This window comes from Collinsella aerofaciens (assembly GCF_015553355.1).
In the GTDB taxonomy this organism is placed as follows: domain Bacteria; phylum Actinomycetota; class Coriobacteriia; order Coriobacteriales; family Coriobacteriaceae; genus Collinsella; species Collinsella aerofaciens_V.
On the sequence record NZ_JADNGN010000003.1, the window covers coordinates 67502 to 83006 of the forward strand.

At 59.6% G+C, this 15505-nt stretch carries 11 protein-coding genes; 6 read left to right on the forward strand and 5 right to left on the reverse strand.

Going from position 1 to position 15505, the window contains the following annotated elements:
• The first annotated feature begins 29 nt into the window (after window positions 1–29).
• Window positions 30–965: a hexose kinase gene (locus I2D57_RS01790; protein WP_195361267.1), complete on the forward strand. Its 936-nt coding sequence runs from the start codon at window positions 30–32 to the stop codon at window positions 963–965.
• A 262-nt stretch (window positions 966–1227) separates the two neighbouring features.
• On the opposite strand, the gene I2D57_RS01795 is transcribed toward I2D57_RS01790, so the two are convergent.
• The 3 genes from I2D57_RS01795 to I2D57_RS01805 form a co-directional block, all read right to left on the reverse strand.
• Entirely contained in the window at window positions 1228–2529 is a 1302-nt protein-coding gene (locus I2D57_RS01795) for an ATP-binding protein (RefSeq protein WP_195361268.1), read from the reverse strand.
• A 311-nt stretch (window positions 2530–2840) separates the two neighbouring features.
• A complete protein-coding gene (locus I2D57_RS01800) occupies window positions 2841–4469 on the reverse strand; it encodes a UDP-glucose--hexose-1-phosphate uridylyltransferase (protein WP_411161249.1) in 1629 nt (542 codons plus the stop codon).
• Window positions 4460–5665 carry a galactokinase gene (locus I2D57_RS01805; protein WP_195361269.1) on the reverse strand — a complete coding sequence of 402 codons (1206 nt, stop codon included), beginning with the start codon at window positions 5663–5665 and terminating at the stop codon, window positions 4460–4462. Before I2D57_RS01805 ends, I2D57_RS01800 begins: the two co-directional genes overlap by 10 nt.
• A gap of 383 nt (window positions 5666–6048) precedes the next feature.
• Between I2D57_RS01805 and I2D57_RS01810 the strand changes: the two genes are divergently transcribed.
• Together I2D57_RS01810 and I2D57_RS01815 are read left to right on the forward strand one after the other, a co-directional pair.
• The gene (locus tag I2D57_RS01810) at window positions 6049–7035 is read left to right on the forward strand and encodes a LacI family DNA-binding transcriptional regulator (RefSeq protein ID WP_195361284.1); all 987 of its coding nucleotides are present in this window, start codon (window positions 6049–6051) and stop codon (window positions 7033–7035) included.
• A gap of 129 nt (window positions 7036–7164) precedes the next feature.
• Window positions 7165–8325, forward strand: coding sequence for an FprA family A-type flavoprotein (locus I2D57_RS01815; RefSeq protein WP_195361270.1), 1161 nt, complete (start codon window positions 7165–7167; stop codon window positions 8323–8325).
• A gap of 74 nt (window positions 8326–8399) precedes the next feature.
• Here I2D57_RS01815 and I2D57_RS01820 read toward each other — a convergent pair whose 3' ends face one another.
• A complete protein-coding gene (locus tag I2D57_RS01820; protein ID WP_195361271.1) occupies window positions 8400–9203 on the reverse strand; it encodes a DeoR/GlpR family DNA-binding transcription regulator in 804 nt (267 codons plus the stop codon).
• A gap of 334 nt (window positions 9204–9537) precedes the next feature.
• Here I2D57_RS01820 and I2D57_RS01825 point away from each other — a divergent pair, with 334 nt between their 5' ends.
• Complete coding sequence (locus tag I2D57_RS01825) at window positions 9538–10395, forward strand: class II fructose-bisphosphate aldolase (protein WP_022095149.1); 858 nt, start codon at window positions 9538–9540, stop codon at window positions 10393–10395.
• A 709-nt stretch (window positions 10396–11104) separates the two neighbouring features.
• On the opposite strand, the gene vsr is transcribed toward I2D57_RS01825, so the two are convergent.
• The gene (vsr, locus tag I2D57_RS01830) at window positions 11105–12094 is read right to left on the reverse strand and encodes a DNA mismatch endonuclease Vsr (RefSeq protein WP_195361272.1); all 990 of its coding nucleotides are present in this window, start codon (window positions 12092–12094) and stop codon (window positions 11105–11107) included.
• A 148-nt stretch (window positions 12095–12242) separates the two neighbouring features.
• Between vsr and I2D57_RS01835 the strand changes: the two genes are divergently transcribed.
• Together I2D57_RS01835 and I2D57_RS01840 are read left to right on the forward strand one after the other, a co-directional pair.
• Window positions 12243–13028, forward strand: coding sequence for an ABC transporter ATP-binding protein (locus tag I2D57_RS01835; RefSeq protein WP_324249183.1), 786 nt, complete (start codon window positions 12243–12245; stop codon window positions 13026–13028).
• A complete protein-coding gene (locus I2D57_RS01840) occupies window positions 13018–15255 on the forward strand; it encodes an ABC transporter permease (protein WP_195361273.1) in 2238 nt (745 codons plus the stop codon). The genes I2D57_RS01835 and I2D57_RS01840 overlap by 11 nt, the downstream gene beginning before the upstream one ends.
• Window positions 15256–15505: the final 250 nt, after the last annotated feature.

The following is a 15505-nucleotide window of genomic DNA, read 5'->3' on the forward strand; positions in this document are numbered from 1 at the left end:
GTTATGCCGCCCCGGAACAGGAGTTCAACATGATTCTGACCGTTACCATGAACCCGTCGATTGATACGCGCTATCAGCTCGACAAGCTGATCATCGACGATGTTAACCGTGTGACGCCCGAAAAGACCGCTGGCGGCAAGGGCCTCAACGTGAGCCGCGTGCTGCTGCAGCTGGGCGATGACGTGCTCGCGACCGGTCTACTCGGTGGCCATATGGGTGCCTATATGGCCGAGCTCATGGATGCCGACGGCGTCAAGAACGACTTTGTGCCCATCGCCGGTGAGACGCGCATTTGCTTGAATATTCTGCACGAGGGCAATCAGACCGAGCTGCTGGAGAGCGGCCCGCAGATCGCCCCGGCCGAGCTCGAGGCCTTTACGGCCAAGTTTGCCGAGCTTGCAGCGAAGGCGGACGTTGTGACGCTTTCGGGCTCGCTGCCGCGTGGCGTCGATGCCGGCTACTATGCCGAGCTCGTCAAGATCGCCGAGGAGGCGGGCGCCAAGGTGCTGCTCGATACCTCGGGTGCATCGCTGGAGGCCGCGCTGGAGTCCGACGCTAAGCCTGAGCTCGTAAAGCCCAACCTGACCGAGATTAACGGCCTGCTGGGTACGTCCTTTACGACCGATGATGTCGATGCCCTGCGCGAGGCGCTTGCCGCCGATGACCGTTTTGCCGGTATCCCCTGGGTTGTCGTTTCGATGGGCGCTGCCGGTTCGGTGGGCTTCCATGAGGGCCGCGCGTTCCGCGCCAAGACGCCCGCGATTGCGGCTGTGAACGCGACGGGTTCCGGTGACTCGACCATCGCCGGCTTTGCGCATGCCATTGCTGCCGGCGCCGACGACGTCACGGTGCTCAAGACCGCCAATACCTGCGGCAAGCTTAACGCCATGGATCCCAAGACCGGCCACCTGGTCATGGATCGCTGGGACGAGATCTACAACAACGTTGAAGTAACGGAGCTTTAGAGTTACGCGGTTTTACCAAACCGCGTAACCAGCCGACGCTGCAAGCCCGCCAGAGCGGCAATCTGCCTTTCAGCTTCGGCGGCATGACCAGAAGGTCAATGCCGCCTCGCTTCAAGGCACCTTGCTCGCTTTGGCGGGCTTTCGCTGTCGTGGCCAAAACATCGGCGTGGTCATTGGGGACGTTCTTAAATGACTGCGGCAGATAGGGACGTCTCTGCCGGCAGTTTGGGACACTCCTTACGGGGCACCCCCTCCACAGCGCCTATGCCAGCTTGTCGATTTGCCCAATCTCCCAGAGCGGAATATTGACGAGCGTGCCTTCGTCTCTATATGCCGCTAACGATGTTCTCACGCAGCGCTCGAGCTTGAACTTCTCGCAGGCAATCCTCAGGCTCTTTGCTTTGAGATTCTCTGCCGCCTTGACCTCGAGCGGAAGCACGGTCCCCGCATGGTCGACGGCAAAGTCAGTCTCTGCATTGCCGGAGGAGGATGACCAATACGCGGGAGTATTGCCTTGGAGCAAAAGCTCCTGTGCGACGTATTGCTCGGTCAGCGAGCCTTTGAACTCCGTAAAAACAGCGGGCCCGTTCAGAACAATGGCTGGCGTGAGGCCGGAGAGTGCTCCGAGGATGCCGGTGTCGATGCAGAACAGCTTGAAGCCCGAGAGATCCTCGTAGCTTGTGAGCGGTGCTCTTAGGGCGGAAACACGCGGTACCTTATGAACGATTCCATAGTCCATGAGCCACTGGAGGCTTTCCTCAAAATCGCGTGCGCGCGCCCCGGGACGAAGCGCGCCGTAGACGAACTTCTTGTTTTCCTTTGCGAGCTGGCCGGGAAGGGATTTCCAAACCAGCCTCATGCGCTCGACGATGCGGGCTGGCGCATGCTTGCCAAAATCGGATTCATAAGCTTCGATGATTTGCTGCTGAAGCCTGCGGGCCTCGATGAAATCGTGGGAGGCGGCGAAAGCGGAGACAACTTCTGGCATGCCACCGACAACGAGGTATTCCTTGAGCAGGCGCTCGAGCTTTTCGGAAACGTTTGTCAGCAGGTCCATGTCTGCGGCAAGGATGGCATCTGCGAGCGGATCGCCATCGACGGCACGAACGAACTCGACAAACCCCATGGGGCGCATGGTGAGCTGGTCGATCTTGCCGACGGGGAACGACTCGTTTTCGCGTCGGAGTGCGAGCCCCATATAGGAGCCGGCTGCCATGATATGGTATTCCGGCGCCAGCTCGTTGAAGTATTTGAGCGAGGTGATGCCACGCGGTGCCTCTTGGATTTCGTCGAAGATGATGAGCGTGTCTGTCGGCGTTATGGTCTGGCCGCGCAGGAGCTCTATCTGGGAGATGATGCGTTTGGGGTCAAGGCTTCCGTCGAACAGCGAACGTGCGCCCGGTTCGAGCATAAAGTCAAAACGGATGACGTTTTGATACTGCTGGCCTGCGAATTCGTTGAGAAGCCAGGTTTTTCCCGTCTGGCGGGCCCCCTTAAGCAGGAGGGGCTTGCGGTTTGCCCTAGATTTCCAAGCGATGAGTTCGTCCATTAGCTGTCGCTGCATACTGCCCCCTAACGATCATGGTTAGTATAAGACCGTCTTGGTCTTTCCATCGAAAAATGTGGGAGTAAACCACGTTTTTCCATCGAATAATGTGTGAGGCAACCACGTTTTCCCATCGAATAATGTGGGAGTTTAGGTCGGCACCTGGGGACGTTCCTTCTCTGCCGGCAGTTTGGAACACTCCTTGTTTTGGTACAAATTAGCTACCCTTGCATCAGAAAACGGCGCCCGTCGGCGATGTTGCCGGCGGGCGCCGTGGTCGTGTAGGCGCTATGTCGTGGGGGCTGCCGTTGAGCGTCCGGGTCTGTGCTCTACAGCGAGTCGATAAAGCGCTGCTGGGCGGCACGTCCTGCCTCGTCCCACTTAAAGACGCCGGCGTTGTCGAGCACGTGGCCAAACACCACGCCGACCTCCTCGTGCAGGATATCGATGGCGTTGTCGGCCGTAAGCTCGTCGGCGCGGCGGGCAAAGACGTCCTCAGCCCATGCGGCGTGGCTGCGGCAAAGATCATCGCCCTCGAGCGCACCGGCAAGGTCGTAGCTGGCATCGACCTTGGCTGCCAGCAGATGCTCACGGACAGCGCCAAGCTCGGGAACCAGGCGCGGCGGCAGAATGGCAAGGCCCATGACTTCGATCAGGCCGATGTTCTCCTTCTTAATGTGGTGGTACTCGGCATGTGGGTGGAAAACGCCTAGCGGGTGCTCGTCGGTCGTGATATTGCAGCGAAGCGCCAGGTAGGCCTCGTAAATCTCGCCGCCGGCGTTGCCGCGGGAGTCCACGCGGCGAATGACGGGCGTCACGGTGTTGTGGGCCACGCCGTCGGCTGTGTGCGCGATGACGCCCACCGACTCATCGGTCCACTCGCGCCAGGCGAGGATAATCTTCTCGGTGGCGTCGAGCAGCTGGGCGCGGTCGTGCGAGCGCAGTCGCAGCACCGAAAGCGGCCACTGCAACACGGTACCGCTGACCTGGTCAAAGCCGGGCATGCTAAACTGCGAGACCTCGGCGGCGTGCATCATGGGGAACTCGTGCGCGCCGCCCTGGAAGTGGTCGTGCGACAGAATCGAGCCGCCCACGATGGGCAGGTCGGCGTTGGAGCCAATAAAGTAGTGCGGGAACAGGTCGACAAAGTCGAGCAGGCAGGTCAGCCCCTTGCGGTCGACGTGCATCGGACGATGCTCGGAGCTCATGGCAATGCAGTGCTCGTTAAAGTACGCGTACGGGCTGTATTGGAAGCCCCAGCGCTCGCCGTCGAGCTTAATGGGGATAACGCGCAGATTCTGGCGGGCGGGATGGGCGCCACCGTCGGCTGCGGCGGAGCGTCCGGGGTAGCCCTCGTTTTCAATGCAGAGCTGACAGGCGGGATACTTCTCGCCCGTGTTCTTTGCGGCGCCGGCCGCGGCAATGTCGCGCGGATCCTTTTCGGGCTTTGACAGGTTGATTGTGATCTCCAGGTCGCCCCAGTTGGTGGGGGTGCTCCATTTGATATTGCGCGCGATGGCGGCACGACGCACGTAGCCGGCGTCGCAGCACAGACCGTAGAACCAGTCGGTCGCGGCGCGGGGCTCGTTGACGCCCATACGGCCGTTGAATTCCTCGTTTACAACCGAAGGCCTCGGCATCAGCACACCCATGATGCGCATGGCGATGCGATCGCGGCCCGATGCCGTATCCTCGGCAGCACCGTTGGCAACGGCGGCCTCGGAAAGCGCGGCAAGCGTGCCTTCAAGGTCAAAGTTGGGCAGGGTATCGGGGTGCAAGAGCGAGAGTTTCTCGACCTGGAGCGCCCAGGCCATGTCGAGCGCCGGGCCCGTGGCGCCGATGCACTCCAAAATGGTGTTGTAGGCCCAGATGCGATCGTCCTGGCCGATCATCGATCGGTGGATAGCGTATTCGATCAGGTTCTGCGCGGCATCGCGCACGTCGGTCATTACAGCCATGCCGCGTAGGCCCCCTTGTCAGAAATTGCGTAGTGGCGGGCAGAGCCCTCGCCCAGCCAGCCGTTCATCTTGGTGATAAAGGTGCCGACAAGCTCGAGCGGTACGAAGGCCTGGATGGTGCCACCAAAGCCGCCGCCGTGGATGCGGACGGCGCCACGGCCGTCGAGCACATGCTCGGCCAGTGCCAGGGCATACATCGAAGGCTGCTCGGAGCCCAGCTTGGCAACGACATTCTGCAGGTACATGGCAGAGCTGGCGCCGGACTCGCGCGTCAGGACCAGGAACTGATCGATGTCGCCGGCGTTCAGGGCCGCCCAGCGCTTATCGACCAGGCCGTTCTCGTACCAGTAGTGAACGGCGCGCAGGCAGGCACGGTCGCCCAGCTTGGCGCGCAGCTCGGGGAGCTTGGCGTCAAAGTCCGCCACGTTTACCTCGCACAGGCGTGCCTTGCCAAACTCGGCAGCGACGTCCTGCATCTCGCGCGGAACGGCGGCGTAGTCGTCGGTAGCTGCCACATGGTCGGCGCCAACCTTAACGAGCACGAGCGCATAACCGTGATCCTCAAAATTGAGCTCGAGCTTCTGGGTTTTAGGCTGAGCCTGGTCCTCAAAGTCCATGTAGGCAAGGCCGCCCAGGCACACAGCGGCCTGGTCCATCAGACCGCAGGGCTTGCCGTAATAGTTGTTCTCGGTGCGCTGGCTCATCTGGGCGAGCGCGACGGGCTCGATGGCGGGTGCTCCCCAGAGCGTCTCCATGGCGCGACCGTATGCCGCCTCGACAGCAGCGGAGCTGGAAAGGCCGCCGCCCGAGGGGACAGAGCAGGTGAAGGCGAAGTCGAAGCCCTGGGGCTCAACGCCCAGAGCAGCGATTTCGTGGGCCATGCCGCGGACGAGGCTCGCGGACGTGCCCTTCTCGGACTCCTGAACGTCTAGCGTGTCGAGCGCGATTTCAAACGTGGGATAGCCCTCGTCGGCAACGCGAACCTTGTTGGAATCGGTTGCCACGGCGATGCCGTCGACAGCGACATCGAGCGAGCCGGCGATGACGTGGCCACCCTCGTGGTCGGTGTGGTTGCCGCTGATCTCGGAACGGCCGGGCGCGTGTATGTAGAGCACCTGGCGGTCGCCGATGGGGCCAAACTCCTCCTCAAATAGCTTGGTGAGCGTGGCGAATGTCTTTTCGTCGGGGGTGGTCATGGGAGTCCTTTCCTTGGCGCGCACGGATGAGTTTTGCGTCGTTATGAGTACGTTAACAACTTGAAGCGGCATGAACCAAGCGTTCACGATACCGCACGTTACAGGCTATGTTAACGTACTCATAACACAACGCTTGTCACTTTTTGAGAATCTGGTAATCGGTAGAAATACGGCCGTGAACGGTACTGCCGTATGGACTTATAAAGCAGAAGAGATGCAGATAGAAAAAGTAGAGTACGTTAACATGCGTCCGACGATAGCGGGCCTCGGCGCGGGGTGTATTTCTGTCCGGGCCGGCATGCACGCTATTCAGATCTCGCAAGGGTGAAGGTGATCCTGTGGCAAGGCGTCCGTCCAACGATACCAGTTCGCGTCCGGTCTCCATGGCCGACGTCGCCCGCGCTGCTGGCGTTTCGCAGCAGACGGTTTCGCGCGTCGCCAACGGCTTGCCCAACGTTAACGAGCAGACGCGCCAGCGCGTGCAGGCCGCTATGCAAGAGCTCGGCTTTCGTCCGAGTTATGCCGGTCGCTCGCTGCGCGACGGCCGTTACCATTCGGTCGGCCTGTGCATCAACGATGTCACCAAGTTTGGCAACCTTTCAATGATCGACGGCATCGCCAGCGCTGCTCGCGAGCATAATTGCGCCATCACGCTGGTCGAGATGTCCAAGACCGAGGAGTTTTCGCTTGCCGAGGCCACGCGTCGTATGGCCGCGCTGCCCGTGGACGGCATCATCATCGGCATGAGTCGCATGGCGCCCGATTTTGAGACGTTTGATCCACTGCCGGGCATTGGCACGGTCATCGTTACCATGTATGCGCACCCGCGGGTGACCACGGTCGATTCCGACCATTACGGCTGCTCGCTGTTGCTTATGGATCACCTGTTTGAGCTGGGGCACGAGCAGATTCGCTATATTGGCGGCCCGTCGTTCTCGGTCGACGAACAATTTCGCCGCGCCGGTTGGCAGGATGCACTCGAGCGTAAACACATCGAGCCGGCAGAGCCGCTCGAGGGCGACTGGTCTGCCAACAGCGGCTACGAGGCCGGCAGGTACCTGGCCGAGCACGATCGCACCATGACGGCGGTTTACGCGGCAAACGACCAGATGGCAAATGGCGCGATTGCAGCGCTGCGCGATAGCGGTCTGCGCGTGCCCGAGGACGTGAGCGTGGTGGGCGTCGACGATTCGCTCGATGATTTTGTGGCACACAACGAGCTCACGACCGTTCGATTCGATTTGCATCAGCGTGGACGCGAGGTATTCGAGCATGCGGTTCCCGAGGCGGGTACGGCGGGCAAAACCGTTGCCATTCGTATTCCCGGCCAGCTCATTATTCGACATAGCACGGCGATACCGCGCGCATAGTTTGTGCAGGTCAACGGCAGTATATTCCGCCTCAATTACAATCGGTAAGGATGCTGACGGATAGCCGTGGCTATGAAGACGAGTGTTATGATAGACGGGTTCTTTTGTCTATCTAGGAGGCTTTGCCTGATGGAGATCACCAAAGATATCCGCTACATCGGTGTCGACGATCACGACATTGACCTGTTCGAGGGCCAGTACGATGTGTCCGAGAACGGTATGGCATACAACAGCTACGTTATCTTGGGCGAAAAGATCGCTGTCGCCGATTCAGTCGACGGCGGTTTTGTTGACGAGTGGCTCGGCAACCTCGAGGCCGCGCTTGACGGCCGTACGCCCGACTACCTGGTCGTCCATCACATGGAGCCCGATCACTCCGCCGGCATCGCCGCCTTTATGGAGCGCTATCCCCAGGCACAGATTGTGGCCAGCATGGGCGCCTTCCGCATGATGGTCAACTACTTTGGTACCGACTACCCCGAGCGCAAGATGGTCGTCAAAGAGGGCGATGTGCTCGACCTGGGCGGCCACAGCCTGACCTTTATCGGCGCCCCCAACGTTCACTGGCCCGAGGTGATTTTCTCCTACGAGTCCACCGACAAGGTGCTCTTTAGTGCCGACGGCTTTGGCAAGTTTGGCGCCAACGACATCGAGGATCCCGAGGGCTGGGCTTGCGAGGCTCGCCGCTACTACTTTGGCATCGTCGGTAAGTTCGGCAAGTTCGTGCAGGCCGTCCTCAAGAAGGCCGCCGACCTGGACATCCAGATCATCTGCCCGCTCCACGGCCCCGTGCTGACCGAGAACCTGGGCTACTACCTCGACACCTATAACACCTGGTCGAGCTATCAGCCCGAGGACGAGGGCATCACGATTGCCTATGCGAGCGTGTATGGCCATCTGAAAGCTGCCGTTGAGGAGCTCGCATCTGCGCTCGAGGCCCGCGGCCAGAAGGTCTCCGTCTTTGACTTGGCTCGCGATGATATGGCCGAGGCCGTTGAGGACGCGTTCCGCTACGACCGCCTGGTGCTCGCCTCCATCACCTATCAGGGCGAGATCTTCCCGTTCATGAGCACCTTTATCCACACACTTGCCGAGCATGCCTACCAGAACCGTACCGTGGCGCTTGTCGAGTCCGGTTCCTGGGCGCCTGCAGCGGCCAAGATTATGACCAAGGAGCTCGAGGGCATGAAGGACATCACCCTGACGAAGAACAAAGTGACCGTCCTGGGTTCGCTCAACGACGCCTCGCGCGCTCAGATCGAGGCCCTCGCCGACGAGCTGTCCAAGTAGCGACACGTTCACTTTTGACGCTCAGCCATCACAACCACCACAAAGGGGACAGGCACCTTTGTGGTGGTTTTTGTTTAAGCGCCGGCGATGAGGAGATTTGGGCGGGCGTTGTCGACGATCTCGGCGATTGAGGTGGCGACGGCATCGTCGGGATCACGGTCCATCACGATGGTGTCAACGTCGGCAAGCTCGGCAAAACGGTACATGCCGCGTCCGTTGACCTTACTGGCGTCCATGAGGGCGACGCTTTGATGGGCCGCGGCGATCATAGCCGTTTTGGTCTCGGCCATCTGGGGAAAGTCGGTCGTAAAGCCGCAGCTGGGGACAAAAGCGCCAGGGCACATGACGGCAAGATCGGCATGGACCATTTGGAGCGCTTGCATAGTGAGCGGTCCGTACAAATAACGATGGCCTTTGCGCAACGCCCCGCCCAGCATGACGACATCGACCGAGGGCATGCTCTCGTCGATGTAATCGGCAATGGTAATGTCTGCTGTGATGACGGTGATACCGTCGCGTTGATCGAGGAGCCGGACGAACTCGAGCGCCGTGGTGCCCGAGTCGACGAGCAGCGTGTCGCCGTCATTGACGAGCTCGATGGCGCTTTGCGCGATGGCCTGCTTGGCGGCGACGTTGACATTGATGCGGCGATCCTGCGTGGAGACGGTCAGACGTTTGTGGAGTGATACGGCACCGCCGTGCGTGCGGCGCAGCTTGCCTGCTTCGGCGAGCGCGTCCAGGTCGGCGCGGGCGGTGACGGAGGACACGCCAAAGGTCTGGGCGATTTCTGCTACCTGCACCGAAGCATTATGATCGAGCATTTCCATAATGGCGGTACGGCGTTCGTCGGCAAAGGCACGGTTGGTGGCTTGGGCCATGCTTGCTCCATTCTCGGCTAAATTTGCAGGAATTGTGTTGACTCTATTTTCGTTCATTTTCTTTTAGAGTAAGAAAACACCTTTCGATTACTTATCTTTTCTATAAAAGAAAGACGCTGAACGCCCAAAATTCAATATCGAACATGTCCACTCGGCTCATATTCCTTCCGTTTACTTTTCAAAAACGACTGTATTGACCTGCATGGGCTCAATATCTCGCGCGTGTAAAGCCGCTGAATTTCATACAATGAGCGCAGAAAAACGCAAGGTAAAACGCCTTGTGAACAACTACGCCCGATGTCCAGATGCGGGCGAGGGAGAGGAGCAAACGCTCATGGCACTTGTTACCACCGAAAAGATGCTCAAGGACGCTCAGGCCGGCCACTACGCTGTTGGCGCTTTCAACGTCGAGAACCTCGAGTTTGTTATGGCCGTTCTGGCCGCTGCCGAGGAGACCAAGTCCCCCGTCATCATGCAGACCACCCCGGGCACCATCAAGACCGCTGGTCTGGACTACTTCTACGGCATGGTCAAGGCTGCTGCCGAGCGCGCTTCCGTGCCCGTCGCTCTGCACCTCGATCACGGCGATGGCTATGACCGCTGCATGCAGGCTTTCCGCACGGGCTACACCTCTGTCATGATCGACGGCTCGCACGAGTCCTTCGAGGACAACATCGCCCTGACCAAGTCCGTCGCCGACGCTGGCCGCGCCATGGGCGTGCCCGTCGAGGCCGAGCTCGGTAAGGTTGGCGGCAAGGAGGACGACGGTCCCGCAGTTGAGGGCGAGAGCCCCTACACCGATCCTGCCGAGGCCAAGGAGTTCGTCGAGCGTACCGGCTGCACCTCCCTCGCAATTGGCGTTGGCACCAGCCACGGCGTGTACACGAGCGATCCGCACATCGAGCAGTCCGTGGTCAAGGCCATCCGCGACGCCGTCGACGTGCCGCTGGTTCTGCACGGCACCTCCGGTGTGCCCGATGAGCAGGTTGCCGAGGCTGTGAAGAACGGCATCTGCAAGGTTAACTACGCCACCGAGCTGCGTCAGGCCTACACCAAGGGCTTCATGGCCTACATGGCCGAGAACCCTGCCTGCTTCGATCCCAAGAAGCCGGCCAAGGAGGGTATGCGTGAGATCACCGAGCTGGTTAAGATCCGCATGACCAACCTTAACTCTGTGGGCAAGGCAGAGTAACAGCAAGGGTACTCCGATCCCACCGGACGGCTTGGGCGGGTCCCCGTACTTAGTTTCCAAAACGTCCTCGCGCATGAAGGCCCCCGTTGCCTCGCTTCTACGAAGCGTTGGCGACGGGGGCCTTCGCGCTGCGGAATGATTTTGGAAACTAAGTACGGGGACCCGCCCAAGCCGTCCTGCTCGATTGCCCTTGTGGCGTTAGAGCGGAAAAATTGGAGCGTTAGGGCTTCTTTGCTGATGGGGGATTAGTATGCCCGGGCTTGGTTGGGGAAGGTTTTGTCTAGGGATGCTTGGAGCTTTTCGAACGATGCTCGCAAGTTGTGGCTCTGGTCGGTTGAGCGCTTGGTTTTTGTGGTGGGGGAGTCGAGGAGGCCGTTTCTCTGTGTCGGGGGGAAGGAGAAAAGGTTTGCATGTTTTAGGGATGGCTGCTGTGTTGCGTCATTGGAAGAATGCATGCTTATGCGGCCTCCTCGATGTCCACCAAAAGGTTGCGCGCGGGGTGTGCTGCTAGGTCCCGTGCGTTGGCTACATTATGCCGCGGGTGCAGATAAGGAAGTGCTAAAGAAAGGCTTAATGAGGTTTGACGTTGCGATGAAACCGCAGGTAAAAGCTATCGAGTAACACTCTTGAAAGGTTTTGAGCTTAAGGGCTTTCTAAGGTTTGTGACGTGGATGTGGCGCGGACGTGCGGAGCGTGTGAATGCTCGCTGTTAGCGCTGCGGCTCTGCGGCGCGCACCTGCTCGATGACCTTTTCCATTGTGGTGTCGATGCGGTCTTTTTTGAGCTCGCATTCCCAGATGGTTATGGGCGTCCAGCCCATTTGAGTGAGTGCTGCCACGGCAGCGTGGTCGCGCTCGACGTTGCGACGGAACTTTGCCTCCCAAAACTCAACGTTGCGCTTGGGCTGGCTGGGGTTGCACTTGGGGCAGCGGTGCCAAAAGCAGCCGTTGACGAAGATGGCGATCTTCCGCCCGGGAAAGGCGATGTCGGGCTTGCCGGGTACCTTCCATTCCAAACGATAGCCCGTAAGGCCCGCTGCGCGCAGGCGCTGTCGTACGAGCAGCTCGGGCTTGGTGTTGGCGCGCTTGTTGCCCTTCATTGACTTTTTGATGGCGGCGCGACGGCGCACCAGTTCGCGCTCGTCGGCGGAAAGGTCCGAGGTATCGATGCCGTCGAGCAGACCGGGCTTGGGACGCTTTTTGCTGCGGCGCTTAGGTGCGCGCTTGGGCTTGGAAGCGGGCTCGTCGGTCGTGGTGGCCTCGGCGTCGTTGGCAGTGCCGTTGGCCTCAAGCCGATCTTCCTTCAGCTCAATCAGGGCATCAATGAGCCCCTTGTCAGCGGGCATCCATTCCACCGTGGCAAGCGAGGTACGCGGAATCCAGCGGATATCGAGCTGGCGGTCGTGCTTCTGGGGCTCGCCAGACCCTTTGGTCAGCGAGCAGTAGTAACACTCCATGGAGAGATGAAAATCGGGGTAGTCATACTCAACGGTGTAGAAATCGCGCAGGTTGGTGACTTTTACCTGCAGCTCTTCCATGAGCTCGCGGCGCACGGCGTCTTCGGGTGTTTCGCCGCGCATGAGCTTGCCGCCGGGGAACTCCCAAAGTCCCTGCATATCGCCGTAGCCGCGCTGCACGGCCAGCAGCTCGTCGGATCCTTCCTTACGAATGATCCCAGCAGCAACATGAACAGTCTTCAACAGGAGTCCTCTCTCAACATCAACACGTAACAGGGCGGCTACCCCTACCTTACACAACGGTAAGGCAACCGTAAGCCATATCGATGGTAGCCGACTCGGCTTCTTGCGACTATAGATGCCGTAGACTAATCGCAAGAAAGGACTCGGTATGCAAACCACGCACATGGCGACCCCGGTACTGGAGGTCGCGCATCTCGAAAAGGTATATGGAGCGCTGGGCAACGTGACCCGCGCGCTCAACGACGCCAGCTTTACCGTCAACCGCGGCGAATTCGTTGGCATCATGGGCGCCTCGGGCTCGGGCAAGTCGACGTTGCTCAACTGCGTCTCGACCATCGATAGCGCCACGAGCGGCACCATCCGCATCAACGGGCAGGACGTTACGCGCATGAAGCAGGCTAAGCTTTCGCAGTTCCGCCGCGAGGAGCTCGGCTTTATCTTCCAGGACTCCAACCTGCTCGATACGCTCACGGCACGCGAGAACATCGCCCTGCCGCTCACCATCGCCCGCACAAATTCGGCAGAGATCTCGACCCGCGTGCAGGACGTGGCCGCGCGTCTGTCCGTGAGCCAGGTGCTCGACAAATATCCCTACCAGATGTCCGGCGGCCAGCAGCAGCGCGTTGCCGCCTGTCGCGCGCTTGTCACCGACCCCACCATGATCATGGCCGACGAGCCCACCGGCGCCCTCGATTCCAAGAGCGCTCGCCTGCTGCTCGAGAGCCTGGAGGCCCTCAACCGCCGTCTGCGCGCCACCGTGCTCATGGTTACGCACGACAGCTTTGCCGCCAGCTACACGAGCCGTGTGCTGTTTATTCGCGACGGCAAGATCTTCACCGAGCTGCGCCGCGGCGACACCGACCGCCGAGAGTTCTTCGACCGCATTATGGAGGTCGTTGCCATGATGGGCGGTGAGGGCTCCGATGCTCTGTAAACTCGCTTGGGGCAACGTCCGCCGCGCTGGCCGCGACTACCTCGTTTACTTGTTGACGCTCACCCTGGGCGTCACGGTCTTCTATGCCTTTAACACCGTCTCGATGCAGGTCGACATCGCCGGCATCGAGGAAGCGGGCTTGTCCGAGGTCATGGGTACCATGCTCGGCTACCTCACGTACTTTTTGGCCGGCGTCATGGCCTTTTTGATGGTGTACGCCAATAACTTCATCATGAAACGCCGCAAAAAGGAGTTTGGCCTGTACCAGGTACTCGGCATGGGGCGCGGGCGCATCGCCACGATCATGGCGCTCGAGACCGTGATCGTTTCGGTCGGCGCCTTTGTCGCCGGCATCGTGCTGGGCGTGGGGCTCTCTCAGCTCATGGTATTCTTTACGGCCTCGCTCTTTAAGACACAGATCGCCAATTTCCACTTCTTCTTCTCGGTGCATGCGTTCAACCTGACCCTTGCCTGCATGCTCGTAATGTTTGTGCTCACGTTGCTGCTGAACCTTCTCGCCGTGCGTCGTACCAAACTCATCGAGCTTATGGGTGCCGAGCGTCGCAACGAGAGCATCAAGACACGCAACCCCTGGATTGCGATTGCCATCTTTGCCGTGGGCGTGGTGCTGGTGGGCGTGGCCTATTACCGTCTGCTACGTGATGGGTTCCCGCTCACCGAGACGGACAGCAAGCTGCAAGAGGCCATGAACCAGTTTGGCATCACGACCGCTATGGTTACCGTGGGCACCTTTGCCCTATTCTGGGGACTCTCGGGCATGCTTATCAAGCTGCTGCAGAGCCTGCGTGGTGTGTATTGGCGCGGTCTCAACATGTTTACCGTGCGCCAGCTTGCGGCCAAGGTCAACACGGTGTGCTTTTCGATGGGCGTCATCGCGATGATCCTGTTTTTGTCCATCACCTCGGTGACGTGCGGCATGTCGATTGCCAACGTGATGAACGAGAATCTGGAGCGCTATACGCCGGCTGATATGTCGCAGACGTATATCTACTACACGCCCGATGATCTCGACCGTTACAAAGAGTATGCTGACCCGTCTGAGGCCGATCGTATGGTGCCGGCCGACGCAACGGTCGACTTGTACTCTGCATGGCATGGTGAGCTTGCTGATCCGGACAATGATACGGAGAGTATTTATGGTAAGTCGGCGGACAACAGCGTCGAGACCGGCAAGAAGGTCAATATCGCCGATGTTGCCGGTGAGCATGTGCAGATCGATTCGTATCTGAGTTATCCGCTTGGCGGCTCGGATCCTTCGGTGACTCCAAGTGAGATGTGCAAGATCATGGGCGAAAAGCTCCCCAAGGCGCTCGAGGGTAGCAACGCCGACACGACAGGCCTGTCTGTGACGCCGGCAAGTCAGTACAACAAATTGCGTCAGATGATGGGCAAGGAGCCGGTGAGCATTGGTCGCGACCAGTACTTGCTCACGTGTGATATGGGCGGCGAGCTGGTCGACATGTACACCAAGTATATGGCTGGCGGCCATGCCCTTACCTTGGGCGGGCATACACTCAAGCCCGCTGGCGACAAGTCGGACGAGGATACGGCTGCCATCGCCAACTCGGCGATGGGCAGTAATCCGGGTACCGTCGTCGTTGCCGACGAGCTGTTGTCCCAACTTAATCTGCAACCGTATTCCAGTAGCCTGCTCGTTAACTACAAACAGGGGATGGATACGACCGAGGCAGACGAGAGCATTAAAAACACTGCGCTCGACAATCTGCTCGTTGACGGCAAGGAGCCGGGGTCGTGGGGATTCTTCATCACACGCTCCGAGATGTACGTGCAAGCAGCGCAAATGAACGGTCTTATTAGCTACCTAGCCATCTACATCGGCTTTGTATTGGTCGTTGCATGCGCGGCGATTCTGTCGATCCAGCAGCTCTCCAATGTGGCCGACGGCAGCCGCAGCTATCGTGTGCTGGCGCAGATCGGCTGCGACGACCGCCAGATCCGCCATTCGGTGATGGCACAGCAAGCGGTGTTCTTCCTGTTCCCGCTGGCAGTAGGCCTGGCGCACTCCTTTGTGGCGCTCAAGGTGATTATCGACCTGGTGAGCACGTTCGGTCATATGAGCATCGGCGGCACGGTGGGCCTCACCTGCGCGATCTTCTTGGCATCCTACGGCGGCTACTTCTTGGTAACTTACCTCATGAGCACCGGCATAGTGCGAGCCGCCATCGCCACCCGCTACAGCGAGTAACAAGCGGGCAAAATCGTCGCAAAACCAGTGCGAACAACCGCTGCGAAGGGAGTCCAGCCCCCTTCGCGGCGTTTTTTTGCCTGACTGATGAGTCTCAAGACCAAGTGAGTAGACTTTTTTGGATCTGTCGAGCACATCGCGGGTGGCGCCCAATAAAACAGCAGGTCAGGGCTGTGGCGTTTTGGGGCGTGCTTGACCTCCTGCAAAAAGCCTACTCACTTGGTTTTTTCTGCTAGAAAACCGCCGCGAG

Bases quoted from the DNA above. Each gene is read 5' to 3' on its own strand.
- I2D57_RS01835 (WP_324249183.1), top strand. From the start codon at position 12,243: ATGCAAACCACGCACATGGCGACCCCGGTACTGGAGGTCGCGCATCTC.
- I2D57_RS01815 (WP_195361270.1), top strand. From the start codon at position 7,165: ATGGAGATCACCAAAGATATCCGCTACATCGGTGTCGACGATCACGAC.
- I2D57_RS01790 (WP_195361267.1), top strand. From the start codon at position 30: ATGATTCTGACCGTTACCATGAACCCGTCGATTGATACGCGCTATCAG.
- I2D57_RS01820 (WP_195361271.1), bottom strand. From the start codon at position 9,203: ATGGCCCAAGCCACCAACCGTGCCTTTGCCGACGAACGCCGTACCGCC.
- I2D57_RS01825 (WP_022095149.1), top strand. From the start codon at position 9,538: ATGGCACTTGTTACCACCGAAAAGATGCTCAAGGACGCTCAGGCCGGC.
- I2D57_RS01805 (WP_195361269.1), bottom strand. From the start codon at position 5,665: ATGACCACCCCCGACGAAAAGACATTCGCCACGCTCACCAAGCTATTT.
- I2D57_RS01795 (WP_195361268.1), bottom strand. From the start codon at position 2,529: ATGCAGCGACAGCTAATGGACGAACTCATCGCTTGGAAATCTAGGGCA.
- I2D57_RS01810 (WP_195361284.1), top strand. From the start codon at position 6,049: ATGGCCGACGTCGCCCGCGCTGCTGGCGTTTCGCAGCAGACGGTTTCG.
- I2D57_RS01800 (WP_411161249.1), bottom strand. From the start codon at position 4,469: ATGGCTGTAATGACCGACGTGCGCGATGCCGCGCAGAACCTGATCGAA.
- I2D57_RS01840 (WP_195361273.1), top strand. From the start codon at position 13,018: ATGCTCTGTAAACTCGCTTGGGGCAACGTCCGCCGCGCTGGCCGCGAC.